The organism is Bradyrhizobium sp. SZCCT0153 (genome assembly GCF_018129995.1).
Classification (GTDB): domain Bacteria; phylum Pseudomonadota; class Alphaproteobacteria; order Rhizobiales; family Xanthobacteraceae; genus Bradyrhizobium; species Bradyrhizobium japonicum_G.
In genome coordinates, this window is record NZ_JAFCKS010000014.1 from 38697 (window position 1) to 61763 (window position 23067).

Here is a 23067-nt window from a genome sequence, read left to right on the forward strand (position 1 = left end):
ACAGTCGACTCTGACTTGTGTGCAGACGCTGAAAAAATTCCGCCGCATGAGGCAATGCAGCCCGCTCGGGCCATTGGGTGCCGGCAGTTGTGCGGCGCATTGGTTGCAATTGCGGACTTGAACCGGGGCCTGCTTGTGGACTTATCTCGTTTCGGTCCGGCTCGAAGCGGAGCTCTTGGTCAGGGAGGTTTTGATGATATCGCGTCGCTCTGTTGCGCTTGCACTCACGATCGCACTGCTGTCCGGCCCGGCGTGGTCTGCATCCGGCAACGCCGTAAAAATGTTCGATACCGACAATGACGGCACGCTCGATCTCGCCGAGGTGAAGAAGGCCGCCAGCGTGCTGTTCGCCAGGCTCGATCCCGATCGCGACGGCACGCTCGACGCCCGCGAATTGCGCGGACGGTTGACGGCGAAAGAACTCGCCGCCGCCGATCCCGATCGCGACGGGACTCTCACGGTCGACGAATATCTCTCCGTCGTCGAGCTGCGCTTCAACGCGGCGAATCCCGACAAGGATGGAACGCTGGATGCGAAGGAGCTGAGTTCGCGCGCCGGCCGCGCGCTGCTGCGCTTGTTGCGGTGAGAGGCACGCCGCTTGACTGGGAGCGAAGGCGGTTTGCCCGAGAGGGAAATTTGCGAGCGCGATGCGACAGTTCGCTGTGTTGGCAGTTCGATTCCCTGCTTGCGCTGTGCCAGACGCAGCCCTAGGTTTTGCCCGGCGCGATGTCGCGCTGATCCCTTGGGAGACCCCGAATGGCTTGGAAAGCTCCGAAGATCGTGGAAGTGTCGGTCGGCATGGAAATCAACATGTACGCCTGCGCTTCGCGCAAGTAAGACGGACGACCTGCCGCGGCTTCGATGGCAAACGCCGTCGAAGCCGTGGTAGTGTCGGGGATGCGCGCGAGAGCCCATACCTTCTGGACCATAGCTGCCTGCACGTTCGCACTTGCACCGGCATGCGTCAGCGCTGAAGAGGGCTTCGATACCGAGCACATCTTCGGCTTCATGATCGGCACCGACGTCGGCAATCCGGGCGAGCGTGAATTCCAGAGCCAGACGACGGGACGCTTCGGCAAGGGCGGCGGGACCTATCGCGCCCTTTCGCAGGAGGTCGAGATCGAGGTCGTGCCGCTGCCGAATTTCCGCGTCGAGGTCGGCGGCACCGCCACGCTGCACGACATCGCCGGCGTCCCCGACATCGACGACCGCCGCCAGTTCAACTTCCAGGGCGCTTCGCTCGACCTGCGCTATCGCCTGCTCGATCGCCAGCGCGCGCCGTTTGGGTTGACTATCGGCGCCGAGCTCCACGGCGACCGCATTGACGAGACCTCCGGCGCAAAAGGCCGGATGTACGGCACCGACTTTACGCTCGCCTTCGATCGCGAGCTGATCCCGAACTTCGCCATCGGCGCGCTCAACCTGATCTACCAGCCCGAATGGGCGCGCTTCGAGGTGGCGGGACTGTCCGAAAAGAGCTCCACCATCGGCGCGGCCTTCGCCGGCCTCGTCCGCGTGCGGCCCGATGTGCTGCTCGGCGGCGAGCTGCGCTACTTCCGGCAATATGAAGGCATCGGCCTCGGCGAGTTCTCGGGCCAGGCCCTGTTCGTCGGTCCGACCGCCTATTTCCAGCTCTCCGAGCGCTCACGGCTGACCATGAGCTGGAGCATGCAGGCCTGGGGTCGTCCGGCCGGGTCCGCCGCCAATCTCGACCTCGTCAATTTCGAGCGGCATCAGGCAAGGCTGGTATTTGGGGTCAACTTCTAGGAGGGCGAGTTCCGGACCCTGGCTCTCTCACGCCGGTTTGAAACCCCGACAGGCCTGGACCGTAAACTGTTGTGCTAACCTTGATGGCCTTGCGAGAGGATCCCGGCATGAGCCCGATCGACCTGGTGGTAACTGTGTGTGCGGTGCTCTCGCCTGCGACCTGCGAGGAGCAGCATCTGGTGTTCAACTTTGCGGGGTCGCCGCGGCAATGCGCGATGGCCGCGCCGCCCTATATCGCGCAATGGGTCGGCGACCATCCGAAGTGGCAGGCGGTGCGGTGGCGCTGCGAGTATCCGCACCCGAACGACAGGGCGTGAGAGGTAGCAGACCCTCATGGTGAGCAGCGCGGAACGCGCGTCTCGAACCATGCAGGCCCCACTGCTGCAGCCGGGCCTTTCATCCTTCGAGACGCCGCTTCGCGGCTCCTCGGGATGAGGGTTGGACAGCTACTTGCTGCAGTCCTTCAGGTCCTTGTCGGCGATCGAGAACACCGCGTCCGCCCTGACCTCGATGTCGCGCACGATGCACTGCCGCGCATTGGCATAGCTGACCTTGGCGTCGTAGCGGCCGGGCTCGACGCCGGTGATGCGCAGCCGCTCGTCGTGGTCGACCTCCTTGTCCTTGTCGTTCAGGCACTGGTTCGGTCCCCACTCGGTCTTGCCGACCGGCGAGAGCTGGAAGCCGGAGATCGTCTCCGTCGTGAGATTCCAGAGCCGGATGCCCTTGCCCTTGGTCTGCGCGGCGGCTTCGCCGGCAAACGCCAGCAACGTGATCAACACCAGACCCCAACGCATCAAATCGTCCTCCCAAGGCGACGCCGTTATTGCCTGATCAGGCGCTCGCGGTTCTTTGCCTTGTCGAAATTTTTGGCGCGGTCAAGGCCGATCGGTGCAATCAGCCTGGCGGAGGTGAGATCGGTGCCCTCGAAATCGGTGTCGATGACGGTCGCCCCGGTCAGGTCGGCGCCGCCGAGCTGGGCGTTCCGGAGCGACGCCCCGGTCAGGTCGGCTCCCCTGAGGGAGGCAAACTCGAGATCGACGCGCGACAGGTCGGCGTTGCGCGCGTTCAACCGTTCCAGATTGGCCGATCGGAGCACGGCGCGCATCAACCCCATCGACTGGTTGCGCATGTCGGCGCCGAGATGCGCGTCGGCGATCGAGGCGCCGACCAGGCTCGCGCCGCTGAGATCGGCTGCGATGCGCGCGCCGGTCAGATCAGCGCCGTCGAGGTGAGCGCGCGCCATCTGCGCGGCGAACAGGCTGGCGCCCCTCAGGCTCGCGCCCGTGAGATCCGCGTCGAGAAGCCACGCCTGATCGAGGATCGCTCGATCAAGACGGGCGCCGCCGAGTTTTGTCTTGTTGAGCCGTGCCGTGCGAAGCACCGCCCTGGAAAGGTCGAGCCCCGAGAGATCGAGCCCCGACAAGCGCGTGCCGGTGAAGTCGGCGGGCGCGCCGGCGCTCGCTTTGGCCAGTACGGCCTCGACCTCCTGTCGGCTCATTTCAGCGGAGACCATGGCGGGTGAGGTGAGGTCGACGTCACGCATCATATCCTGGGCGCTCGCCATGGTCGCGACGAGCGCAAAGCCAAGCGTCGTCAGAGCAACGGTTCGTCTCATCGTCAGGCTCCGCTATCGGCCTGTTTAGCACACGTGCCGCGCGGCTGCCTATGAGACATCCCGCCCGGCGCGTTCGCCGCCCTGTTCACCCGGGGCTCGCCGCGGAAGCCCGCCCTTGATCGCGGCAATCGCGGCGTCGCTGCGTGCCTCGCGCGGGATGCCGATGGGTACCTCGGCCAGGATGCGCGCCGGGCGCGGCGACAGGAAGAACAGGCGATCGCCGAGGCGCACCGCATCGTCCAGGCTGTGCGTCACGAGCAGCGTCGTGACGGGTCGGCTGGCGACCAGCGCTGCGATCTCGTCGCGCAATCGGCCGGCCAGCGCGTCGTCGAGCGAGGCCAGGGGCTCGTCGAGCACCAGAATATCCGGCTCGACCGCAAAGGCGCGGGCGAGTGCGACGCGGCGGGCCAGCCCCAGTGACAGTTCGCCGGGGAAGTGGCTGCGGTGCTGCTCCAGCTCGAGGATCCTGAACAGCTCGGCAAGCTTTGCGTCAGTGACATCGGGTGCCGCAAGCCGCACGTTCTGCTCGACCGAGCGCCATGGCAGCAGCCGCGGCTCCTGGAACACCATCCCGATCCGCGCCTCCGCGGGGCGCGACACCCGGCCCTCGAAATCGCGGTCGAGCCCGAGGATGATGCGCAGCATCGTGCTCTTGCCGCAGCCGGACGGCCCGATCAGCACGCCGACCTCGCCGGACTGAAGCGCGAATTTCACCGGCGCGAGGACGTCCTGGGTTCCGCCCGCGGTATTCCTGAACGTCTTGCCTGTGATCTCGACCTCAAGCCGCACGGGGCCGCCACCGTGTTGCGCGGGCTTCGAACGGTTGCACCAGCGCCATCTCGATCACGAGCACGACGGCGGCGAATGTCAGGGAATAGGCCAGCAGCCGCGGCGTGTCGAACAACTGGAAGGCGATTCCGATCTCGAAGCCGACGCCGTTCGGCCGGCCCAGCAGTTCGGCGACCAGCACGATCTTCCACACCAGCGACAATCCGGAGCGGGCCGAGGCTGCGATATAGGGCGCCAGCTGCGGCAGCACGACGTGGCGGAACGCGCGCCAGCGCGGCATCGCGAACACGCTCGCCATCTCGTCGAGTGAACGGTCGAGCGCGCGCGTGCCCTCACGCAGGGTGACGATGGCTGTCGGCAGCTTGTTGATGGCGATCGCCGCGATCGCGGCGGCCTCGGTGAGCCCGGCCCAGATATAGGCCAGCACGATCACGACCAATGCGGGCAGGTTGAGCAACAGGATCAGCCAGGGATCGCCGAGGCGGTCCGCGAGCTTGACCCGTCCCATCAGATAGCCGATCGCGCTGCCGAGCGACATCGCCAGCACGAAGGCGAGAATGACACGGGCGAGCGTGGCGCCGAGATGCAGGAACAGGGCGCCGCTCGATGCTTCCGCGATCATCACCTGGAGCACGGCAGGCGGAGAGGGCAGCTTTGCGCCGCCGACGAACAGCGCGGCAATCCACCAGATCGCGAGAAACAGTGCAAATGACAGAAGACGCAGCACCTCAATCTCCGGGGACTGCGTGATAGAACGTGCCGGGATCGAGCTCGGCCGCCGGCCCAACCAGATCGCGGCCGCCGGTCTCGGCCAGCACATGGTAGAGCACGCGCGCGTCCTTTTCCTCGTCGTCGATGCTCCGGCGCGGAATGCCGTCGCGATAGCGGTCGCGATAGACCTTGAGCAGGACCGGATCGGTCGTGCCGGTGAGCGGGGCGATCTTGTCCCAGGCCATATCCGAAGTCACCAGCAGCTGCTTGGCCTTGCGGGTCATTGCGATGAAGCGCGCCACGGCGTCGCGATGGCTCGCGGCCCAGCTTTCGTCGAAGACATAGCCGACCGCGGAGACCGCACCCTTGGCGCCGAGCTTCGGCAGGATGTCTTCGATGCCGGTCAGGCGGCGGAAACCCTTGGCTTCGAGCTGGGCGCAGAAATTCCAGAAGTTGAGGCTCGCATCCATCTCGCCATCGAGCGCCTTGGCCGCGATCAGGGGCGGTGCGCCATAGACAATGGTCGCTTCCGACTTCAGGTCGATGCCGCCCTGCTTCAGGCGCGCCTGGAGCAGCAGCCAGCTCTTGTCGATGGGACCACCGCCGACGGCGAGCTTGCGGCCCTTCAAGTCGGCGAGCGACTTGATCGGCGAGGATGCCTGTACCATCACCGCGCCGAGCGCGCTGGAATAGGGATAGAACGTGAGCTTGGCGCCGAGCGCGCGCTCGCGCGATACCCACAGCCAGTCGGACAGGATGATGTCGGCGCTGCCGGCGCGCAGCGCGATCTTGCCGGCCTCGGGGCTCGCAAGCTCGGTGACTTCGAGCGACAGCTCGGCCTCCTTGTCGAGGCCACCGGCGCGGATCGCGGCCAGCTCCCAGGAGAATGTTCCGGTCTTCTGCACCGCGAGACGGATGGTATCCGCGGCGCGGCCGGGTCCGGCTAATGTCAGCACCAGCGTCGCCGCAAGCGCCAATGATCGACCAAGTACTCTCATCACCTTGTGAGCCGTTTCCTCTGATAGAGTGCTTTTCAGCACAATACGCATAGCATAGCTTTGGTCGCAACCAGCGGGAGGACGCTCATGAACCTGGCCGGACAGCTACGACCGATTGTCGCCGCATTGACGGTGCTGGCGGCGACCGCGCTCGCGGCGCGAGCCGAGGAGGCCAATGATTTTCCGACGTCGGCGCGCGCCGAATACGTCTATGGCTGCATGAAGGCCAATGGCGAGAGCCGGCAGGCGATCGAGCAATGTTCCTGCTCGATCGACGTGGTGGCCTCGATTGTGCCCTATGAGCGCTACGTTACCGCCGAGACCGCGCTCAGCATGTCCCAGGTCCGCGGCAATCTCGGCGTCCAGTTCCGCACGTCAGAGCAGGCGAATTCCGCAGTTAATGACCTGAGGCGCGCGCAGGCGGAAGCCGAGGTGAGGTGTTTTTGACGCTTGCCGCGCTGCTTTCGCTTCCTCTAGCCAGGGTCACCGGTGGAGCTTCGATGATATGATCCGACGGGCTTGCTTGGTAGGATATCCCGATGGACCGGCATGGCGTTGGAGTGCACCGGGCGGTTGATGATGCGCCCGTCATCGTCGATGCAAATGCCGATGCGCCTCAAGCGCGTCTCGCAAGACGGCTCCCGCTTGGCCCGGCATTGGGAATGATCGCCGCATTGTCGGCGGTCTCGAATGCGAGCGCACAGGAGGCCGAGCCGCGATCGTATTCGAATACGCCTGTTGGATTGAATTTCCTGATCTCGGGCTACGTTTACGCTCAAGGCAAGCTCGCGTTCGATCCCAGTACCGCGATCGCAGACGCCACGTTCCGCTCAGACACCGGCGTGGCGGCCTATGTTCGGTCCTTTGAACTCGCTGGCCAGTCGGCCAAATTCGACGTGATCGTGCCGATATCGTCATTCGCCGCGCATGGGCTCGTAAACGGCGAGCCACGCGAGCGAGAGATGTCCGGCCTGGGCGATCCGCGATTTCGTGTCTCGGTCAATCTGTTTGGGGCACCCGCGCTCTCGGCGAAGGACTTCGCCAGCTATCACCAGGATCTGATCGTGGGAGTAAGCCTGCAGGTCTCCGCGCCCTTCGGGCAGTATGACAGCACAAAGCTGCTGAACCTCGGCGGCAATCGCTGGTCGTTCCGGCCCGAGCTCGGGATTTCAAAGGCATGGGGACCATGGACGGTCGAACTCTCCCCCAGCGTGACCTTCTTCAGCGACAACACCGACTTCTTCGGCGGCAAGACGTTCTCGCAAGCTCCGATCTATGCCGTGCAGGGACATCTCATCTATACGTTCCAGTCCGGCATATGGATGGCGCTGGACGGACTGTATTTCGCGGGCGGCCGCACGACCCTCAACGGCGTCAAAAGCGACAACGAGCAGGCGATCTCGCGAGCCGGCTTGACGGTCGCGTTGCCGATCGATCGACAGAACTCTATCAAGCTCTCTGCCAGTACCGGCATGACCAGTCGCACGGGAAGCGAACTGACGGCTGTTGGTATCGCATGGCAGTATCGTTGGGGCGAGGGATATTGAAGGAGGATGATGAACGCCCTTCACGTCCCCGGCTTCTCCACATCCCACTCGTTCCGGAACAAATGCCCATCGGTATCCTTGGCCTCCGCGCGAAAGCGCTTGGCGCCGTTGGAGACGTAGGTGAAGCGCAGATTGGGATCTTCCGAGATCGAGATGCCGCCTTCCATCGACAGCACGGGGCTGTCGTCCTGCGTCAGCTTGAGCTGGTTGACGAAGAATGCGGGAATGTAGAGCTGCGTGACCTGGTCCATCTGCAGCCCGGAATTGTTGGGATGGCCGATCATGATTTGCGCTTCGCGGATACGGCTCGCCGGTGCGTCGCCGCGCGCAAACTGTCGGTAGCGCATCTGGCCGAGCCGGTTCCTGGCTTCCTCGATATTCTTTCCCGCCGGCGCCGAGCAGCCGCCGGAGGCCTTCACGTATACTTTCGAGACGTAGAGCTGGCCATCGCTGAGTTCGGCCACCGCATGCACGTCGGTGTAGTTGTTGACGCGCACGCGCGTCGAAATTTCGCTGACGTTGGCGTCAGGCCCCAGCTCGAACTTCGCCGCCATCGGCGCGGGGTTGCGGTCGATCACCAGCGTGATCGAACGGATGCGGCGCGCATCGCCAGGCGAGAGCTTGCTGCGCAGGGTCACCGGCACGATCGCCGCGTCCTCGGCGCGGTACGGCATCTCGATGCCGATGACGTTGTTGCCGTCATTCATCGGACGATTGTTGAAGATGTCCTGCACCAGGCCCGGCCAGGGATCGTCAGCCTCTTCGGCCAGCGCCGGCACGGCGAAGCCGATGCCGAGGAGGAGGGCGATCAGGGGCAGGCGACGTGTGCATCCGGTCATGGTCATGGTCCCGCGCGGACGAAGCAGTCTTCGAACATAGCGTAGCGCGCCTGCTACTCCCATTCAATTTCCGAGAATGCTGCGGTTGCGTTGCGGGCGTTGTAGTCGTCGAACAGCTGCCATTGCGACCGTTCCGACGCGGCCGCCTTGTCAGCTGCGGTCCGCAGCGTTTCGCCCTTCCTGTTCGAGGCCCGGACGTCCGCCAGCAGCGCCATCAGATAACGCCGTTCATCGGTCAGCGCTGCAGGCCATTCGCTCACGGGCCCGTGACCTGGAACGACGCGCTGCGCCGGAATGGTCTCGAGTTCCCTGAGGGTGCCGAGCCAGCCGCGGATGCTGCCGTCCATCACCGGAATGTGGCGGAGGAAGACGAGGTCGCCGGCAAACAATGTTCTGCTCGTCTCGTCGAACACGGTCAGGTCATTGTCGCTGTGTCCCGCCGGCCAGGCCCGCAAGGTGAGTCGGCGCGAACCGAGGTCGAGCGTCAGCGTGTCCTGCACGAGCAGGGTGGGCGGCACGATCCTCACAGGTGAGATCAATTCGTCGCCCATGATGCGTCTGAAATTATCGAGATAATAGGGACCGCGCGTCGCTAGCGCCTGCGGCAGCCTGCTATGGCCGACGAAGCGCGTGTCCCCGGTGGCGAAGGCCGCGTTGCCGAAGACATGGTCGGGATGACCGTGGGTGTTGATGACGTAGCGGATCGGCTTGCTGGTGCGGGCCCGCACAGCCGCGAGCAGCGCCTCGCCCTCGCGAAGGCTGCCGCCGGTATCGATGACGGCCACCGCATCCGCGCCGACAATGAAACCGACATTGGCGATGTCGCCCTCGTTCTCGCGCGTCATCAGGGCGATGGCCCCGGAGTGTACGAAGATTCCGGGCGCGACTTCGCTCACAGGCAATTCGGCCGCTTCAGTGCGTGCTAGCGTCACTGTCCCCAGCAGGGACAAGGCTGCGATCATTGGCGCGATGCGAGACACTTTTCCGCCTCAGTTCAAAGAGTTTGCCGTATTGCACTGCAGCAAAGCAAAGCCAGCACGAAGTTGGCAAACATGGCGCGTCGTGCGTTGCATGGATAACATTCAATCAAAACGAGGAGGAAGCGCGATGACGGAGGCCGGACGACATCGTCGCTGGTTGTTTTCACTGAGTATCCTGGTTGCTTCCTGCGCGTTCGGCGACGTCGCCGTCGCGCAGACCAGCGAAACCGGCGACCTTTCTTTCGAACTGGTCGATCCCAAGGTGCTGCGCGTCTGCGCCGATCCGCGCAACCTGCCGTTCTCGAACGAGAAGGGCGAGGGATTCGAGAACAAGCTTGCGGAACTGTTCGCGGACAAGCTCCAGAAGAAGCTCGACTATGTCTTCTTCCCGCAGGCGACGGGCTTCGTGCGAATGACGCTGGGCGCGCATCGCTGCGACGTGATCATGGGCTTTCCGCAAGGCGATGACATCGTGCAGGGTACCAATCCCTATTACCGCACGACCTATGCGCTGGTCGCGAAATCCGGCAGCGGACTCGAGGATGTCGACAAGCTCGAAGATCCGAGACTGAAGGGCAAGCATGTCGGCATCGTCGCGGGCACGCCGCCCGCAACCAACATGGCGATTGCCGGCCTGATGGCTGATGCAAAACCCTATCCGCTGATGATCGACACCCGCTACGACAATTCGGCGCAGGCGATGATCGACGATCTCACGGCCGGCAAGATCGACGCCGGTGTGCTGTGGGGACCGATGGCGGGATTCTATGCCAAGAAGGCCGGCTCGCTGCACGTCACGCCGCTGGTGAAGGAGACCACCGGGCCGAAGCTGGTCTATCGCATCGGCATGGGCGTGCGTCCCGCCGACCAGAACTGGAAGCGGCAGCTCAACAAGCTGATCCAGGAGAACCAGGGCGAGATCAACAAGATCCTGCTCGACTTCGGAGTCCCGCTGCTCGACGAGAGCGATCGGCCGCTCGGCGCGGAGACGGCCAAGAAGACGCCATGAGGCGACAGCTTGCCGCTGCGCTGGTTGCCGCCGTCCTGGCGGCGCCCGGCTTTGCGCAGCAGCACTTTGCGCAGCAGCACGTGGCGCAGCAGAGTTTGGCGCAGCAGCAGGAGCCGTTCGAGCCCGAGGGTTATCGCGCCGACAATTACCGCGCGCCGGTGCCGGCGACGCTGGAGCGTGCGCGGGTGCTGTCGACGTCGGAAGCCGAGGCGATCTGGCGCGCCAAGAGCGGCGCCTTCGTCGACGTGCTGCCGCGTCCGCCGAAGCCGAAGAACCTTCCTGCGGGGACCGTCTGGCGCGATGCACCGCGCAAGAACATCCCGGACAGCATCTGGCTGCCCGACACCGGCTACGGCACGCTGCCGCCCGCCATGGACGACTATTTCCAGCGCGGCCTCGCACGCGCCTCGCGCGGCGACAAGGCCGCGCTGCTCGTGATCTATTGCCTGGCCGACTGCTGGATGTCCTGGAATGCCGCCAAGCGCGCGTTGGCGTACGGCTATTCCAACGTCGCCTGGTACCCCGACGGCACCGACGGCTGGGAACGCGCCAAGCTTCCGACCGACGAGGCGCAGCCGGAGCCGCGGCCGGAGCAGTAGTCGACCTAAATCGCGTGCTGTAGCGGTGGCCTCGTGGTTCGAGACGACCGCTTCGCGGTCTCCTCACGATGACGATTCAACATCTCACGACGAAGCCAGACCTCATGCTGAGGAACCCGCCAAAGCGGGCGTCTCGAAGGATGGCCGCAAAGACCCCGGCCTACTGCTTCTGCAGCTTCGTCAGCGTGCCCGTACCGCTCGTGTCGGTCGCAGAGTAGCTCACCCTGTCGCCGGCATGCACGGCATCGAGCATCGCGGCGTCCTTGGCCTTGTACTCTTGGAGCGTGCCGGCACCGCCTGCGCTGCCTCCGACCGTGCCCTTCTGGGTCTGCTGGATCGAGATCGTGCTGTTGAGCCGATCGATCCTGGTGACCATTCCGGTCATGTCGTCGGCGAAAGCGCTGGTGGCGAGCATGCCGACGACTGCCGCGCCCGCGAGGATGAATCTAGTGGTTCCCATCGAGGCCTCCCGATGCCTTGGATTACCATCGACAAGACATCCTAGATCGATTTGGTTCCGGCAGATAGCGTGGCAATAGGTTAACGATCGCCCGCGGCCGCGGGAACCCTCCGTAAGCGGTCAGTGAGGCTGACGCTATTCCATCTCCTGCTGGATCAGGCGCCCGAGGGCAAACAGCCGCTGGTCGATCGTGGTGGGAACCTCGCAGACGAACCGCACCACCTTGTGGCGGTCCTCGAAGATGCGGGTCTTCCAGATCAGCTCGTTGCTGAGCGCGTCGACCTTGGCGTCGTCGCGCGGCGTTGCGCCCTGGAGCGCCTGGAGCTGAACCGACTCCTCGCGGATATTGTCGGCCGCCTCGCGCTGCTTGCGGCTGACGCGTTCGAGCCCGATCATCACCTGGGAGCGCTGGGCGTTCAGCGTATCGAACAGGCCGGCGAACAGCAGTTTCGCATTCGCGGCCTTGTCGGCGCCGGAGCCCGCCAGGAATTCCTTCACTGACTTCTCGGCCTCGTCCAGCGGCGTCTTGCGCGCCGACAGCTTCGAGACCAGCGCGCTGACCTTGGTGTCGTCCTTCCACTTGTTCTGGACGTCGTCGAGCGCCGGGCCGGCCCAGACGGCCGCGAGCGAAATCTCCGGTACTTTTGCCTGTGTGCACGGCCAGTTTGGATAGCGCGGATCGGCCGCGCGTGCGGCCGTGCCCGACAGCGCGAGCGCGAGAACCGCCATCGCCAAGATCCGAACCGTCATCCTTCGCCTCCCGCAGGGCCCCGTCGCGCCAGCCCGCGCGAGGGATCATAGGCCAGAATAGCGCCGATCATGAAGACGATTGTGCACGTCGCGACCACCGCCAGCGAGATCCAGTTGACCTGTCCGTACAGTGCGAAACGTATCAGTTCGACCGCATGGGTGAACGGATTGGCCTCGCAGAGATAATAGAGATAGGGGCTGCCCTCCTGCACCCGCCACAGCGGGTAGAGCGCGGAGGATGCGAAGAACATCGGGAAAATCACGAAGTTCATGACGCCGGCAAAATTCTCCAGCTGCTTGATGCCGGAGGAGATCAGCATGCCGAGCGAACCAAGCATCAGCCCGGACAGGATCAACGCCGGGAGCACGGTGAGATAACCCGATGGCGGTGGGGTGATGTCCCAGAACCAGGCGATCAAGAGGAACGCATAGACCTGGAGCAGCGACACCGCCGTGCCCGCGAGCAGCTTGCAGAACAAGAGGAAGCCGCGCGGCAGCGGGCTCACCAGCAGCGTGCGCATGTTGCCCATCTCGCGGTCATAGACCATCGACAGCGAGGATTGCATGCCGTTGAAGAGCTGGATCATCGCCATCAACCCGGGCGCGATATAGACTTCGTAGAGGATATAGGTCTCGTAGGGCGGGATGATGGAGATGCCGAGCACCTGGCGGAAGCCGGCGGCGAAGATGAACAGCCACACCAGCGGCCGCACCAGCGCGGAGACGAAGCGCTCGCGCTGATGCAGGAAGCGCAGCCCCTCGCGCCAGACGATGCCGGTGAGGCAGGTCATGTACTCGGACGTCGAGAATCCGCGTGGGGCCTCGCGCGTGGTGATGCTGCTCATCCGCCGCCTCCCGGCATCGTCTGCGCGCCTGTCAGGCGCATGAAGGCGGTGTTGACGTCCTGCGCGCCGGCTTCCGTGATGACCCGGCTCATCGGCCCCTGCGCCAGCACCTTGCCCTGGTGCAGCACCACGAGATCGTCGCCCGGCATGATCTCGTCGAACAGATGCGTGGCCCAGAGCACGCCGATGCCTTGCTCGGTCACGAGCTGGCGGACATGGCTGATGATGTCGGCGCGCGCCTTGACGTCGAGGCCGACGGTCGGCTCGTCCAGCAACAGCAGTTGCGGCCGGTGCAGCAGCGCCCGCGCGATCTCCAGCCGCCGCATCTGTCCGCCGGAGAGATCGCGCACCTTGCTGCCGGCGCGCTCGGTCAGCCCGATGCGCCCGAGCAACTCGGCGCTGCGCGCGGCGGCGTCGCGGCGGCTGATGCCATGGAGGGCGGCGTGATAGAGCAGGTTCTGCGTCAGCGACAGATCGAGATCGAGCGTGCGCGGCTGGAACACGACACCGAGCAGCCGCAGCGCCTCGCCGGGGCTTTTGCCGACGTCATGACCGAAAATGCCGACCCGGCCGGACTGGATGCCGAACAGCCGCGTGATCAGTGAGAACAACGTGCTCTTGCCCGCGCCGTTGAGGCCGAGCAGCGCGGTGAAGCTCGCGGGCTGCACGTTGAAGGAGACGTCCAGCAGCGCGCGCCGCGGGCCATAGGAATGGCTGACGCCGTCGATCGACAGCGCCGGCACCGCGGCCGGATCGGGCCTCTGCGTCTCGCGTTGGTCGGCGATGGGGGCGGGGCTGGTCATGGCGCGATCGTGATGCCCCAGGGCAGCTCGCCCACCTGAATGGTCTTGATCACTTTTTGCGCGGCGACGTCGATGACGGAGACATCGTTCGACACGCCGTTGGTGGTGAGCAGGTATTTCTCGTCCGGCGTGAACGCCATGTGCCAGACCCGTTGTCCGACCAGCAGATATTTCATCACCTTGCGGGTGGCCGTGTCGACCACGGCGATGCGGTTGGCGGGGCCGAGCGCGATGAAGGCGGTCTTGTCGTCCCGGGTCATGCCGATGCCGACCGGCTGGATCGCTTCTTTCCTCAGGCCCGGAATCTCGAAATTGACCTTGCCGATCACCTCGTGCTTTCCGGGGTCGATGATCGACACCGTGCCGCCGATCTCGGAGGAGATCCACAATTCCGACGCGTCGTGCTTGAACTCGGCAAAGCGCGGCCGCGCGTCGACCAGCACGTTGGCGACGATCTGGCGCGAGCTGGTGTCGATGAAGTGCGCCATGTTGGTCGTCTCGGACGTGTTGATCAGCGTCTTGCCGTCCGGACTGATGGTCATGCCCTCGGGCTCGACGCCGACCTGGATGTCGCCGAGCCGGGCGCGCTTCTCGAGATCGATCACGGTCACCGTGTTGTCGTTCTCGTTGGCGACGTAAAGGATCTTTCCGGCGGCATCCTGAGCGAACAATTCCGGGTCGGGCCCGGAAGGCAAACTGTCCACCACGGTTTGCGACTTGGCGTCGATCATCTGGATGGTGTCGTCGTCGCCGACTGCGACCATCACGAACTTGCCGTCGCGCGTGAAATCGATGCCGCGGGGGCGTTGGCCGACCTTGATGGTCTTGGTTACGGTCCAGCTCTCGGTGTCGATCACCGACACCGTGTTGCTCTTCTCGTTCGAGACATAGGCGATGAACGCATGCGCCGGCGCGGCTGTCAGCGCCAGCCCGGAAAGAAGCCCAACGCGCCACATGCGCGACATCCGTATCCTTACTTCAACTTGCATTTGCTCTCCGGGCGATCGTAGCCGAGCGTGTCGAGCTCGGAGACCTGGTGCAGAAAACCCTCCTGCGGCGACACCGACACCACCATGCGGCCGTCGACGAGCAGGATCGGCTGGCGCAGCTGCAGGTTCCAGTCGCGCAAGGTCAGCTTCGTGCCTTTGAAGGCGGCGACCGAGAAATCCGGACCCTTGATGAAATCGGTGACTTTTTTGACATCGCCGGAATTGGTGCGCGAGGTGGCTTCGCCGATCATGCGTACGGCCGTCCATGCCTGCATGTCGAGCGCGGTCATCCGCCGCGAGTTCAGCTTGACGAAGCGGTTTTGCATCTGGATCGCGCCCCACTGGTCCTGTGAAGCGTCCCAGCTCCGCGGCACGAGACCGGCCGAGCCCGCGACGGGGCGGGGATCCCAGGTGCGATAGGGCAGGTAGGCGCCGAACACCTCGCTCTCGTCGGCGGCGACCAGCACGTCGTAGGCCGGCGCCTGTTGCGTGAACACCGGCATCTGGCGCTGGATCAGCGTCACGCCTGAATCGGTGCGCCGCGCGCCGCCTTTGTCCTCGAAATTGCGCTCCTGTACGATCTTGGCGCCGAACCGTGTGGCGGTGCGCCGCAGCGCATCGGCGAACAGCTTGTCCTCGTCATGCGAGCCGACCACGAGCAGCCAGCGCTTCCACTGCTTCCACACCAGGTACTGGCCGAGCGCGTCGGCGAGCATCGACCGCGTCGGCGCGGTATGGATGACGTTGGCGCGGCAATCGGCCTCGCGCAGCCGCTCGTCGATCGCCCCCGCATTGAACAACAGCGTGCCGCGCTCGCGCAGGGCGTCCGATACTTTCAGCAGCGCATCGGCCGGCAGATCGGCGATGATGAAGCCGTTGCGCGCGGCAAGATCGGTCGCGGCCTGCACGGCATCCTCGCCCTCCTTGATACGCCGCTCCTCCAGCGCAAAACGCTGGCCCAGGAATTTGCCGGTGGTGTTGTTGTCCTCGATGGCGAGGCGCGCGCCGGCGACGCCGTCATTGTCCGCGGGCTGCTCGACCAGCGACAGCGTCGATCTGGTGCCGGCGATACCGAGATAGCCGACGCCGATCATGACAGGGTCAGCCGCGAGCGCACTCGTCGCGGTGACACCCAAGCCGATCAGGCCGACCAACCATCGGATCATGTTTCCTCCAGAGGTTCTCCCCGGCTTGACCGCCGGTCGAGAATTGTCTCTGCTAAAGCATGACCGATTTGCCGGGCCATGCAACCCCGCATTTCGTCCCCGCGCAGGAGGCCTGGAATCACGATCATGCGAGCGCCGATATGTTTGCTGATATGTTTCATGGCTTTGCTGTTGACGGCATCGGGCGCGCGCGCCGATCCGCCGAAGCTCGCGGTGTTCGATTTCGAGTTGATCGACACCAGCCTGCCGGGCGAGTTCTACGGCTCCAAGCCGGAGGAGGCGCGGCTCGATCGCATCGGCGAGCAGCTGCGCAAGGAACTGACTGAGTCAGGCAGGTTCCAGGTGCTCGATATCGCGCCGGTCAGGGACGCCGCCCGTCACGCCAATCTGCAGGCCTGCGGCGGCTGCGACCTCAAGCTTGCCGGAGAACTCGGCGCCGAGCTGGAGATCACCGGCATGGTGCAGAAGGTCTCGAACCTGATCATCAACCTCAACATCTATCTGCGCGACGTGAAGACCGGCAATATGATCACCGCCGCCAGCGCCGACATGCGCGGCAACACGGATGAATCCTGGACCCGCACGATGAACTACCTCATCCGCAACCGCTTGCTGGCACCGAATTACGGCAAGCCGGAGTAGATTCTTCTCTCCGCGTGCGCCGCTGCCACCTTCTCCCACAACAAGGGGAGAAGGGAAGGCAGCGTGCGCTTGGCGTGCAGAGCATCACCCTTTCAATCGCTCCGCATGCCAATGCAGGTGATCGCCCATGAAGGTCGAGATGAAATAATAGCTGTGGTCGTAGCCCGCCTGCCGCTGCAGCGTCAGCGGGATGTTGGCCTTGGTGCAGGCGGCCTGCAGCAGCTCTGGCCTCAGCTGCTCCTTCAGGAAATTGTCGGCCTCGCCGACATCGACGAGGAAGCCGGAAAACTTCGCGCCGTCCTCGATCAGCGCCACCGTGTCGTGGCTGCGCCACGTATCCTTGTTCGGCCCGAGATAGCCGGTCAGCGCCTTGATGCCCCAGGGCACGAGCGACGGCGCCACGATCGGCGCGAACGCGCTGGCGGCGCGAAAACGGTGCGGGTTGCGCAGCGCCACCGTCAGCGCGCCGTGGCCGCCCATGGAATGGCCCATCACCGATTGCCGCTTGGCATCGACCGGAAAATTCTCGGCGACCAGCTTCGGCAGCTCGTCGGTGACGTAGCTCCACATGCGATAATTGCGCGCAAACGGCTCTTGCGTGGCATCGACATAGAAGCCGGCGCCGAGGCCAAAATCATAGGCATTGTTGGCGTCGCCCGGCACGTCGGGCCCGCGCGGGCTGGTGTCGGGCGCCACGAAGATCAGGCCGAGCTCGGCGCAGGCCTTGCGGAATTCGCCCTTCTCGGTGACGTTGGCATGCGTGCAGGTGAGGCCGGACAGATACCAGACCATTGGAAGCTTGGCGCCGGCTGCATGCGGGGGAACATAGACCGAGAACACCATGTCGGTTCCGGTCGCCTGGCTTGCGTGGCGATACACGCCCTGCACGCCGCCATAGGATGTATTGGTCGAGACAGTCTGAATCGTCATGGCTTTGGGCTCCGTGGCATCTAACCACATCATGATTGCAACGCTTGTGTGACCGAATTTGCGGCGGCTGCCGGCGCGTCAGGCGACGCCACTGTCGATCGCCAGCCGCACCAGCTCGACCGAGGTTTTGACGCCGAGTTTCTGGCGCATGATGGAGGAGGTGTTGGCGACCGTCTTGTAGGACGATTGCACCAGCCAGGCGATCTCGGACAGGCTCTTTCCGGCGCTGAGCAGCCGCAGGATCTCCATCTCGCGCGCGTTCAGCTTCGACAGCGGGCTTTGCGCCAGCGTCGGCCCTGCGAAGGCGATGCTGCGCGCGATCGCGCTCGGCAGATAGGTGCCGCCGCCTCCGACGGTGCGGATCGCCTCGACGAGGTCGTCGGGGTCGCCGGTCTTGGAGACATAGCCCTTGGCGCCGCATTCGATCGCGCGCGCGGCGAAGGCGGGGTCGTCGTTCATGCTGAACATGATGATGCGGGCCTCGGGCGCGCGCTCTAGGATGCGGCGCGCCAGCTCGAAGCCGGAGACGGTCGGCAGGTTGATGTCGATGATCGAGAGGTCGGGGCGCTCGACGATGAAGACGCATTCGCCGTCCTCGGCGTCGGCGGCCTCCAAAATCTCGATCTCGCCTTCGTCGGCGAGCACGGCACGGCAGCCGGAAGCCACGATGGGATGATCGTCGACGATCAGAATGCGCATGGACGCTCCTCGCGACAGCGCCGACCTGTTTTCCGCCGCATGATACCGGACGAGACAAATGCGCGTCTCATGTCGCCTCATGCAACCCGGCCGGGATTGCTGTACGGTTTCGATTAGATATCGGGCGCTTCGCCTCTGTCAACGTCACCGGACAGGCGCGGGCCAACCTTCGCGGGGCGACAGGCGGCACCAATGTGGCAAAATCTATCCTTGCGCGCGCGCATCAACCTGCTGCTGGCGCTGCTGCTGGCGCTGGGGCTCGCGGTCAATATCGGCCGCCAGGTCGCGGAAGCCGGGCCGCGCGTGCAGGCCGAGGACCAGAGCGTGATCCGGCTGGCGCGCGAATTCATCGAGATGATCGTTGCGGACCTCAACGAGGCGCCGGATCCTGACGCGCGGTTGAACCAGATCGCGCGCGACCTCAGCCGCCTGCGCCATGTCAGCATCGCGCTTCGGGACGGCGACGGTCGTCCGCTGACGCCGCCCCGGAGCGACGCCGATGACGACACGCGCGGGCCTCCGGCCTGGTTCGTCGGTCTGGTTCATCCCGAGCAGACCGCGGTGAGCGTGCCGGTCTCGATCCACGGCAAGCCGGGCTCGCTGCTGATCACCTCGCACCCCGACGACGAGATCGCCGAGATCTGGGACGGCATCGTGACCCAGCTCGAGGTCGGCTCGGTGATCGCGCTGGCGCTGTTCCTGGTGATGATGAATGTGGTCGGGCGGGCGCTGGCGCCGCTGCAGTCCCTGGCGGATGTGATGGCCGAGCTCGAGGGCGGACGCTATCAGGCGCGCGTCGTGCCGGGCGGCGCGCCGGAACTCGCAGCGATCTGCACCAAGCTCAACCATCTTGCGGCGACGCTCAGCGAGGCGATCGAGGACAAGCGGCGCCTCGCCGAACGCACGGTGTCGCTTCAGGACGTCGAGCGCAAGGAGATCGCGCGCGAGCTCCATGACGAGTTCGGCCCCTACCTGTTCTCGCTGCGCGCCCATGCCAGTGCGCTGGCGAAGCAGGCGGACGGACGCGCCCCGAATGCCGAGGCCGTGCGAAGACACGGCAGCGCCATGCTGGAGCAGATCAACGCGCTCCAGCAGTTCAATCGCCGGGTGCTGGAGCGTCTGCGCCCCGTCGGCCTTGCCGAGCTCGGCCTGCGTCAGGCGCTGGAATCGCTGTCGCGGCTGTGGCGGGAATCGCATCCCGATGTCGCGATCGAGACCGTGATCTCGCCGGCGCTTGGCGTCACCGGCGAGACCGCCGACCTTACCATCTACCGCATCGTGCAGGAGGCGCTGACCAACGTGTTCCGCCACGCCGGCGCGACCTCGGTCAACGTCGTCATCGAGCCGGTGGAGCAGGTATCGGGCGATGGTCGCTTCTGCGCACGGGTGCGGGTCAGCGACAATGGCCGCGGCATGGAGCCGGGCCAGAAGCTCGGCTTCGGCCTCGTCGGCATGCGCGAGCGGATCCTGGCGCTGGGCGGCACACTCAACGTCGTCTCCGGCGATGGCGGTCTGACCGTCGAAGCGCTGGTTCCGACGGCGGTGGCCTGATCGCGTCGGGAAGAATTCCCGATTTTGTCGGGAAAATTGGTGCGGATATGGCCCGACCTTTTGTGGCTGGCGCACGCCTTGCTGCCGATTACACTCGCCCTCGACCAACCGGCGAAAATCAAAACAGCCGGTGATCACGGATGGGAAGGCAGGGATGGGCAATCGTCTTTGGCGTGTTGGATTCAAGCGTGTTGGATTCAAGCGTCTTGGGTTCAAGCGTCTTGGGTTCAAGCGTCGTTTGTTGATGGCGTCGGTTTCGAGCGGGCTGGTGTCCGGGCTGGTCTTCGCGGCCCCCGTGTGGGCGGCACAGGACGAGGAGACCAACGTCCAGAACCTTCCGCCGGTCGAGGTGACCGCGCCGCCGCCGGCGAGCGTGAGGCGCAGCGCGCCAACGCGGCCGGTCGCGCGTGTCGGGGCGGCGTCATCCGCCAGCCCGAAGACGCGCCTTTACGTCTACCCGACCTCGCCGGGCACCGGCCGGGGTCTCGACGTCGACAAGGTCCCGTCGGCGATCAACGCCGTGGATGCCAGCCAGATCAGGCGCACCGGCTCGCTGAACGTCACCGATGCGCTCCGCGACAACATCGCCGGCGTGAACATCACCGAAGTCACCGGCAATCCGTTTCAGCCGGATGTCGAATTCCGCGGCTTCGTCGCCTCGCCCGTGACCGGCACGCCGCAAGGCCTTGCGGTCTACCAGAACGGCGTCCGCATCAACGAAGCGTTCTCCGACGCCGTCAACTGGGATCTGATCCCGACCGCTGCGATCAGGTCGGTGACGCTCGTGACCAACAACCCCGCCTTCGGCCTCAACGCGCTGGGCGGCGCGATCAATCTGCAGATGAAGGACGGCTTTACCTATCAGGGCGCGGAGCTCGATCTGATGGGCGGCTCGTTCGGCCGCATCCAGGGCTCGGCGCAATGGGGCAAGACGGTCGACAAGAATTACGCCGTCTATGCCGCGCTCGAGGGCCTGCACGACAACGGTTTCCGCAACTTCTCCCAGTCGGACGTGCGGCGCTTCTACGGCGACGTCGGCTACAAGGCCGGTGACAGCGAATTCCACGCCAACATGGGCGTCGCCAAGAACGATTTCGGCGCCAGCGCCACCGTTCCCGCCGAGCTGCTCGACAAATATTGGGGCGCGACCTACACGACCCCGCAGACCACCTCCAACCGCGTCGGCTATCTCAACCTGACCGGCAAAGTCGATGCGACGCCGACCTGGACGCTCGAAGGCACCGCGCATGTGCGCCGCTACGAGCAGAAGCTCGTCGACGGCAACCCGACCGACGCGCAGGAATGCGCCATCGCCGGGCTGCTGTGCTTCGGCGACGACACGACACCGGCGAATGGCACGAGCGGCGTGCAGCTTGCCAATCCGTATCCGTCCGGGACCATCCTCGGCGAGATCGACCGCAGCTCGATACGATCGACCACCTTCGGCGTGTCGGGGCAGGCCACCAACACCGATCAGCTGCTCGGGCACGACAACCGCTTCGTGATGGGCGCGACCTACGACGCCAGCGTCACGCGCTACAACGCCACCGCCGAGATCGGCTCGATCGGAGAAAACTACGTCGTCAGCGGCAGCGGACTCTTCCTGGGGCCGACCGGCGTACCTGATACCGTTGCCGGTCCCGTCTCGCTGCGGACCGTCAACCAATATAACGGTCTCTACGCGATGGACACTTTCAATATCACCGACGCCTTTGCCGTCACCGGCGGCGGCCGTTTCAACGTGGCGCGCATCTCGCTGGAGGATCAACTCGGCACCGATCTCAACGGTGATCACACCTTCACCCGCTTCAATCCGGTGATCGGCGGCACCTACAAAATCACGCCGGAGCTGACCGCCTATGCCGGCTATTCCGAGGCCAACCGCGTGCCGACGCCGCTGGAACTCGGCTGCTCCGATCCGGCCCGTCCCTGTCTCATTGCCGCGTTTCTCGTCTCCGATCCGCCATTGAAGCAGGTCGTGTCCAAGACCGTGGAAGCGGGCCTGCGCGGCAGCAGGGAGCTGAACATCGGCACGCTCGGCTGGAAAGTCGGCGGCTTCCGCGCCACCAATTACGACGACATCGTCGCTATCCCCGTTCCCGGCCGCACCGGCTTTGGCTATTTCTCCAATGTCGGCCGGACCCGGCGGCAGGGGCTCGAGGCCGAAATCAACATCAAGTCGTCGACGCTTCAGTTCCAGGCGAGCTACGCCTTCGTCGATGCGCGCTTCCTCGACGCACTGACCATCGGCTCGAACAGCCCGTTCGCCGACGCCGACGGCAACATCCAGGTCTCGCCCGGCAACCAGCTTCCGGCGATCCCGCGTCACCGCGTCAAGGTCGGCGTGGACTATGCCGTGACCGACGTCTGGAAGGTCGGCGGCAACGCGATCTTCGTCTCCAGCCAATATCTGGTCGGCGACGAGTCCAATCAATATGCGAAGCTGCCGTCTTATACCGTGTTCAATCTCCACACCTCCTACCAGGTGACCAAGAATTTCCAGCTCTACGGCAAGGTCGACAACATCTTCGACAAACGCTACGCGACCTACGGACAGTTCTTCGACACGGGAGCCGTGCCCAACTTCACCAACGGCGGCGCCGACTTCAACGACCCGCGTTCGCTCAGCCCGGCAAGGCCGCGCGCGTTCTATGCGGGGATGAGGGTGACGTTCTGAGCCCGGCCCGGCAAGCCCGGGGCCGGTGTGGGTGACGAGGAGGGGGGCTTCGTCGGTGCGCCGGCGCGGCGTGTCGCCACGGCTGTGTTCTACCTCAGGCCGATTGACTCATTGTTCATGTTTTGTTCTTATGCTGGTCGTCCAGCCAAGGGAGCGAGCCATGGACAACCGCATCAATGAAATCCGTAAGATCATCAGGGCGTTACGTATCAGCATGCGTGAGGCTGAAGCGATCATGCATGAACAGATCAACCGGGACGAGGACTGCACTTTCGTGGCCAACGAGGTCATGAAGATGCGTACGGTAATGAGCGGGCTCGTCCAGGAGCGGGCCGCGCTCGGAGACACCGACCCGATCGTCGTCGCCAGCCTGTTCGTTCCCCGCCGAAAGCCGACGCCGCCGCGCCTCCGTATCGAGCGGCGTCGTCTCGTCCCGCCGCGAGAGGCGGCACGGGCATGAAAGGACAGAGGCCGACCTACTTCTCCGACATGCAGGAGCCGCCGGAATTTTTGAAGGCGCTCGATCATGCGCGGCGCCTGTCCTGCCTCGAGGGTTGGTGCCGCATGCACATCGAGGCCATCCAGGTCGCGATCGACCAGTACGCGGAAGCAGCTCTCGGCAATCGGGAGTTCTTCCTCAACAAGCCGCACAGCATCGGCGGAAGTCGCAGCAACGGCGACGTGCCGTGACATCGAGGACC

Annotated in this window: 28 protein-coding genes; 13 read left to right on the forward strand and 15 right to left on the reverse strand. The window is 64.8% G+C overall.

The window, feature by feature from the left end:
• The first annotated feature begins 193 nt into the window (after nucleotides 1–193).
• The 4 genes from JQ572_RS33280 to JQ572_RS33295 all read left to right on the forward strand — a co-directional run bounded on the left by JQ572_RS33280 (nucleotide 194) and on the right by JQ572_RS33295 (nucleotide 2084).
• The gene (locus tag JQ572_RS33280) at nucleotides 194–586 is read left to right on the forward strand and encodes a lanmodulin LanM (RefSeq protein ID WP_211387066.1); all 393 of its coding nucleotides are present in this window, start codon (nucleotides 194–196) and stop codon (nucleotides 584–586) included.
• 170 nt (nucleotides 587–756) lie between these two features.
• Nucleotides 757–837 carry a pyrroloquinoline quinone precursor peptide PqqA gene (gene pqqA, locus JQ572_RS33285; RefSeq protein WP_035663753.1) on the forward strand — a complete coding sequence of 27 codons (81 nt, stop codon included), beginning with the start codon at nucleotides 757–759 and terminating at the stop codon, nucleotides 835–837.
• A 24-nt stretch (nucleotides 838–861) separates the two neighbouring features.
• Nucleotides 862–1767 (forward strand): hypothetical protein, encoded by a 906-nt coding sequence (locus tag JQ572_RS33290; protein ID WP_211387067.1) that lies wholly within the window; start codon nucleotides 862–864, stop codon nucleotides 1765–1767.
• 107 nt (nucleotides 1768–1874) lie between these two features.
• Nucleotides 1875–2084, forward strand: coding sequence for a hypothetical protein (locus JQ572_RS33295; protein WP_211387068.1), 210 nt, complete (start codon nucleotides 1875–1877; stop codon nucleotides 2082–2084).
• A gap of 129 nt (nucleotides 2085–2213) precedes the next feature.
• On the opposite strand, the gene JQ572_RS33300 is transcribed toward JQ572_RS33295, so the two are convergent.
• From JQ572_RS33300 to JQ572_RS33320, 5 genes are read right to left on the reverse strand one after another with little or no spacing between them, the layout of a single operon-like run.
• On the reverse strand, nucleotides 2214–2561 hold the full coding sequence (locus tag JQ572_RS33300; protein WP_211387069.1) for a hypothetical protein: 348 nt from the start codon (nucleotides 2559–2561) through the stop codon (nucleotides 2214–2216).
• Nucleotides 2562–2587: 26 nt separating this feature from the next.
• Nucleotides 2588–3382, reverse strand: a complete 795-nt coding sequence (locus JQ572_RS33305; protein ID WP_211387070.1) for a pentapeptide repeat-containing protein — start codon at nucleotides 3380–3382, stop codon at nucleotides 2588–2590.
• 48 nt (nucleotides 3383–3430) lie between these two features.
• The gene (locus JQ572_RS33310) at nucleotides 3431–4171 is read right to left on the reverse strand and encodes an ABC transporter ATP-binding protein (protein ID WP_211387071.1); all 741 of its coding nucleotides are present in this window, start codon (nucleotides 4169–4171) and stop codon (nucleotides 3431–3433) included.
• Nucleotides 4161–4898, reverse strand: coding sequence for an ABC transporter permease (locus JQ572_RS33315; RefSeq protein WP_211387072.1), 738 nt, complete (start codon nucleotides 4896–4898; stop codon nucleotides 4161–4163). Before JQ572_RS33315 ends, JQ572_RS33310 begins: the two co-directional genes overlap by 11 nt.
• Before the next feature lies 1 nt (nucleotide 4899).
• Nucleotides 4900–5880 (reverse strand): ABC transporter substrate-binding protein, encoded by a 981-nt coding sequence (locus tag JQ572_RS33320; protein ID WP_211387073.1) that lies wholly within the window; start codon nucleotides 5878–5880, stop codon nucleotides 4900–4902.
• 87 nt (nucleotides 5881–5967) lie between these two features.
• Here JQ572_RS33320 and JQ572_RS33325 point away from each other — a divergent pair, with 87 nt between their 5' ends.
• Together JQ572_RS33325 and JQ572_RS33330 are read left to right on the forward strand one after the other, a co-directional pair.
• A complete protein-coding gene (locus JQ572_RS33325) occupies nucleotides 5968–6327 on the forward strand; it encodes a hypothetical protein (protein WP_211387074.1) in 360 nt (119 codons plus the stop codon).
• Between the two features lie 92 nt (nucleotides 6328–6419).
• Nucleotides 6420–7427, forward strand: coding sequence for a transporter (locus tag JQ572_RS33330; RefSeq protein ID WP_211387075.1), 1008 nt, complete (start codon nucleotides 6420–6422; stop codon nucleotides 7425–7427).
• A 20-nt stretch (nucleotides 7428–7447) separates the two neighbouring features.
• Here the strand turns inward: JQ572_RS33330 and JQ572_RS33335 are convergent, their stop codons facing one another.
• Nucleotides 7448–8266, reverse strand: a complete 819-nt coding sequence (locus tag JQ572_RS33335) for a quinoprotein dehydrogenase-associated SoxYZ-like carrier (RefSeq protein ID WP_211387076.1) — start codon at nucleotides 8264–8266, stop codon at nucleotides 7448–7450.
• 53 nt (nucleotides 8267–8319) lie between these two features.
• Nucleotides 8320–9246, reverse strand: a complete 927-nt coding sequence (locus JQ572_RS33340) for a quinoprotein relay system zinc metallohydrolase 2 (RefSeq protein ID WP_211387077.1) — start codon at nucleotides 9244–9246, stop codon at nucleotides 8320–8322.
• A gap of 127 nt (nucleotides 9247–9373) precedes the next feature.
• Here JQ572_RS33340 and JQ572_RS33345 point away from each other — a divergent pair, with 127 nt between their 5' ends.
• Together JQ572_RS33345 and JQ572_RS33350 are read left to right on the forward strand one after the other, a co-directional pair.
• Nucleotides 9374–10255, forward strand: coding sequence for a substrate-binding domain-containing protein (locus tag JQ572_RS33345; protein ID WP_211387078.1), 882 nt, complete (start codon nucleotides 9374–9376; stop codon nucleotides 10253–10255).
• Nucleotides 10252–10854: a PQQ-dependent catabolism-associated CXXCW motif protein gene (locus JQ572_RS33350; protein WP_211387079.1), complete on the forward strand. Its 603-nt coding sequence runs from the start codon at nucleotides 10252–10254 to the stop codon at nucleotides 10852–10854. The genes JQ572_RS33345 and JQ572_RS33350 overlap by 4 nt, the downstream gene beginning before the upstream one ends.
• Nucleotides 10855–11014: 160 nt before the next feature.
• Here the strand turns inward: JQ572_RS33350 and JQ572_RS33355 are convergent, their stop codons facing one another.
• From JQ572_RS33355 to JQ572_RS33380, 6 genes are all read right to left on the reverse strand, one after another.
• Nucleotides 11015–11314 carry a copper-binding protein gene (locus JQ572_RS33355; protein WP_211387080.1) on the reverse strand — a complete coding sequence of 100 codons (300 nt, stop codon included), beginning with the start codon at nucleotides 11312–11314 and terminating at the stop codon, nucleotides 11015–11017.
• Between the two features lie 135 nt (nucleotides 11315–11449).
• On the reverse strand, nucleotides 11450–12064 hold the full coding sequence (locus JQ572_RS33360; protein ID WP_211387081.1) for a BAR domain-containing protein: 615 nt from the start codon (nucleotides 12062–12064) through the stop codon (nucleotides 11450–11452).
• Nucleotides 12061–12909 carry an ABC transporter permease gene (locus JQ572_RS33365; protein WP_211387082.1) on the reverse strand — a complete coding sequence of 283 codons (849 nt, stop codon included), beginning with the start codon at nucleotides 12907–12909 and terminating at the stop codon, nucleotides 12061–12063. The genes JQ572_RS33360 and JQ572_RS33365 overlap by 4 nt, the downstream gene beginning before the upstream one ends.
• Nucleotides 12906–13712, reverse strand: coding sequence for an ABC transporter ATP-binding protein (locus JQ572_RS33370; protein WP_211387083.1), 807 nt, complete (start codon nucleotides 13710–13712; stop codon nucleotides 12906–12908). The genes JQ572_RS33365 and JQ572_RS33370 overlap by 4 nt, the downstream gene beginning before the upstream one ends.
• Nucleotides 13709–14677 carry a YVTN family beta-propeller repeat protein gene (locus JQ572_RS33375; RefSeq protein WP_211387117.1) on the reverse strand — a complete coding sequence of 323 codons (969 nt, stop codon included), beginning with the start codon at nucleotides 14675–14677 and terminating at the stop codon, nucleotides 13709–13711. The genes JQ572_RS33370 and JQ572_RS33375 overlap by 4 nt, the downstream gene beginning before the upstream one ends.
• A gap of 8 nt (nucleotides 14678–14685) precedes the next feature.
• Nucleotides 14686–15867: an ABC transporter substrate-binding protein gene (locus JQ572_RS33380; RefSeq protein WP_211387084.1), complete on the reverse strand. Its 1182-nt coding sequence runs from the start codon at nucleotides 15865–15867 to the stop codon at nucleotides 14686–14688.
• Between the two features lie 159 nt (nucleotides 15868–16026).
• Between JQ572_RS33380 and JQ572_RS33385 the strand changes: the two genes are divergently transcribed.
• Nucleotides 16027–16509, forward strand: a complete 483-nt coding sequence (locus JQ572_RS33385) for a DUF3280 domain-containing protein (RefSeq protein WP_372703288.1) — start codon at nucleotides 16027–16029, stop codon at nucleotides 16507–16509.
• 84 nt (nucleotides 16510–16593) lie between these two features.
• Here the strand turns inward: JQ572_RS33385 and fghA are convergent, their stop codons facing one another.
• Both fghA and JQ572_RS33395 read right to left on the reverse strand, forming a co-directional pair.
• Complete coding sequence (gene fghA / locus JQ572_RS33390; protein ID WP_211387086.1) at nucleotides 16594–17439, reverse strand: S-formylglutathione hydrolase; 846 nt, start codon at nucleotides 17437–17439, stop codon at nucleotides 16594–16596.
• Nucleotides 17440–17517: 78 nt separating this feature from the next.
• Nucleotides 17518–18138 (reverse strand): response regulator, encoded by a 621-nt coding sequence (locus tag JQ572_RS33395; RefSeq protein WP_211387087.1) that lies wholly within the window; start codon nucleotides 18136–18138, stop codon nucleotides 17518–17520.
• Nucleotides 18139–18330: 192 nt separating this feature from the next.
• Here JQ572_RS33395 and JQ572_RS33400 point away from each other — a divergent pair, with 192 nt between their 5' ends.
• From JQ572_RS33400 to JQ572_RS33415, 4 genes are all read left to right on the forward strand, one after another.
• Nucleotides 18331–19689: a histidine kinase gene (locus JQ572_RS33400; RefSeq protein ID WP_211387088.1), complete on the forward strand. Its 1359-nt coding sequence runs from the start codon at nucleotides 18331–18333 to the stop codon at nucleotides 19687–19689.
• Nucleotides 19690–19843: 154 nt separating this feature from the next.
• On the forward strand, nucleotides 19844–22366 hold the full coding sequence (locus JQ572_RS33405; RefSeq protein WP_433996210.1) for a TonB-dependent receptor: 2523 nt from the start codon (nucleotides 19844–19846) through the stop codon (nucleotides 22364–22366).
• 160 nt (nucleotides 22367–22526) lie between these two features.
• The gene (locus JQ572_RS33410; RefSeq protein WP_211387090.1) at nucleotides 22527–22826 is read left to right on the forward strand and encodes a hypothetical protein; all 300 of its coding nucleotides are present in this window, start codon (nucleotides 22527–22529) and stop codon (nucleotides 22824–22826) included.
• Nucleotides 22823–23056, forward strand: coding sequence for a hypothetical protein (locus JQ572_RS33415; protein WP_211387091.1), 234 nt, complete (start codon nucleotides 22823–22825; stop codon nucleotides 23054–23056). Before JQ572_RS33410 ends, JQ572_RS33415 begins: the two co-directional genes overlap by 4 nt.
• Nucleotides 23057–23067: the final 11 nt, after the last annotated feature.

Coding starts and splice junctions, on each gene's coding strand:
- JQ572_RS33290 (WP_211387067.1), top strand. CDS start 862: ATGGCAAACGCCGTCGAAGCCGTGGTAGTGTCGGGGATGCGCGCGAGA.
- JQ572_RS33400 (WP_211387088.1), top strand. CDS start 18,331: ATGTGGCAAAATCTATCCTTGCGCGCGCGCATCAACCTGCTGCTGGCG.
- JQ572_RS33335 (WP_211387076.1), bottom strand. CDS start 8,266: ATGACCGGATGCACACGTCGCCTGCCCCTGATCGCCCTCCTCCTCGGC.
- JQ572_RS33300 (WP_211387069.1), bottom strand. CDS start 2,561: ATGCGTTGGGGTCTGGTGTTGATCACGTTGCTGGCGTTTGCCGGCGAA.
- JQ572_RS33355 (WP_211387080.1), bottom strand. CDS start 11,314: ATGGGAACCACTAGATTCATCCTCGCGGGCGCGGCAGTCGTCGGCATG.
- fghA (WP_211387086.1), bottom strand. CDS start 17,439: ATGACGATTCAGACTGTCTCGACCAATACATCCTATGGCGGCGTGCAG.
- JQ572_RS33320 (WP_211387073.1), bottom strand. CDS start 5,880: ATGAGAGTACTTGGTCGATCATTGGCGCTTGCGGCGACGCTGGTGCTG.
- JQ572_RS33385 (WP_372703288.1), top strand. CDS start 16,027: ATGGCTTTGCTGTTGACGGCATCGGGCGCGCGCGCCGATCCGCCGAAG.
- JQ572_RS33405 (WP_433996210.1), top strand. CDS start 19,844: ATGGGCAATCGTCTTTGGCGTGTTGGATTCAAGCGTGTTGGATTCAAG.
- JQ572_RS33325 (WP_211387074.1), top strand. CDS start 5,968: ATGAACCTGGCCGGACAGCTACGACCGATTGTCGCCGCATTGACGGTG.
- JQ572_RS33375 (WP_211387117.1), bottom strand. CDS start 14,677: ATGTCGCGCATGTGGCGCGTTGGGCTTCTTTCCGGGCTGGCGCTGACA.
- JQ572_RS33380 (WP_211387084.1), bottom strand. CDS start 15,867: ATGATCCGATGGTTGGTCGGCCTGATCGGCTTGGGTGTCACCGCGACG.
- JQ572_RS33350 (WP_211387079.1), top strand. CDS start 10,252: ATGAGGCGACAGCTTGCCGCTGCGCTGGTTGCCGCCGTCCTGGCGGCG.
- JQ572_RS33415 (WP_211387091.1), top strand. CDS start 22,823: ATGAAAGGACAGAGGCCGACCTACTTCTCCGACATGCAGGAGCCGCCG.
- JQ572_RS33410 (WP_211387090.1), top strand. CDS start 22,527: ATGGACAACCGCATCAATGAAATCCGTAAGATCATCAGGGCGTTACGT.
- JQ572_RS33295 (WP_211387068.1), top strand. CDS start 1,875: ATGAGCCCGATCGACCTGGTGGTAACTGTGTGTGCGGTGCTCTCGCCT.
- JQ572_RS33370 (WP_211387083.1), bottom strand. CDS start 13,712: ATGACCAGCCCCGCCCCCATCGCCGACCAACGCGAGACGCAGAGGCCC.
- JQ572_RS33305 (WP_211387070.1), bottom strand. CDS start 3,382: ATGAGACGAACCGTTGCTCTGACGACGCTTGGCTTTGCGCTCGTCGCG.
- JQ572_RS33360 (WP_211387081.1), bottom strand. CDS start 12,064: ATGACGGTTCGGATCTTGGCGATGGCGGTTCTCGCGCTCGCGCTGTCG.
- pqqA (WP_035663753.1), top strand. CDS start 757: ATGGCTTGGAAAGCTCCGAAGATCGTGGAAGTGTCGGTCGGCATGGAA.
- JQ572_RS33345 (WP_211387078.1), top strand. CDS start 9,374: ATGACGGAGGCCGGACGACATCGTCGCTGGTTGTTTTCACTGAGTATC.
- JQ572_RS33330 (WP_211387075.1), top strand. CDS start 6,420: ATGGACCGGCATGGCGTTGGAGTGCACCGGGCGGTTGATGATGCGCCC.
- JQ572_RS33395 (WP_211387087.1), bottom strand. CDS start 18,138: ATGCGCATTCTGATCGTCGACGATCATCCCATCGTGGCTTCCGGCTGC.
- JQ572_RS33365 (WP_211387082.1), bottom strand. CDS start 12,909: ATGAGCAGCATCACCACGCGCGAGGCCCCACGCGGATTCTCGACGTCC.
- JQ572_RS33280 (WP_211387066.1), top strand. CDS start 194: ATGATATCGCGTCGCTCTGTTGCGCTTGCACTCACGATCGCACTGCTG.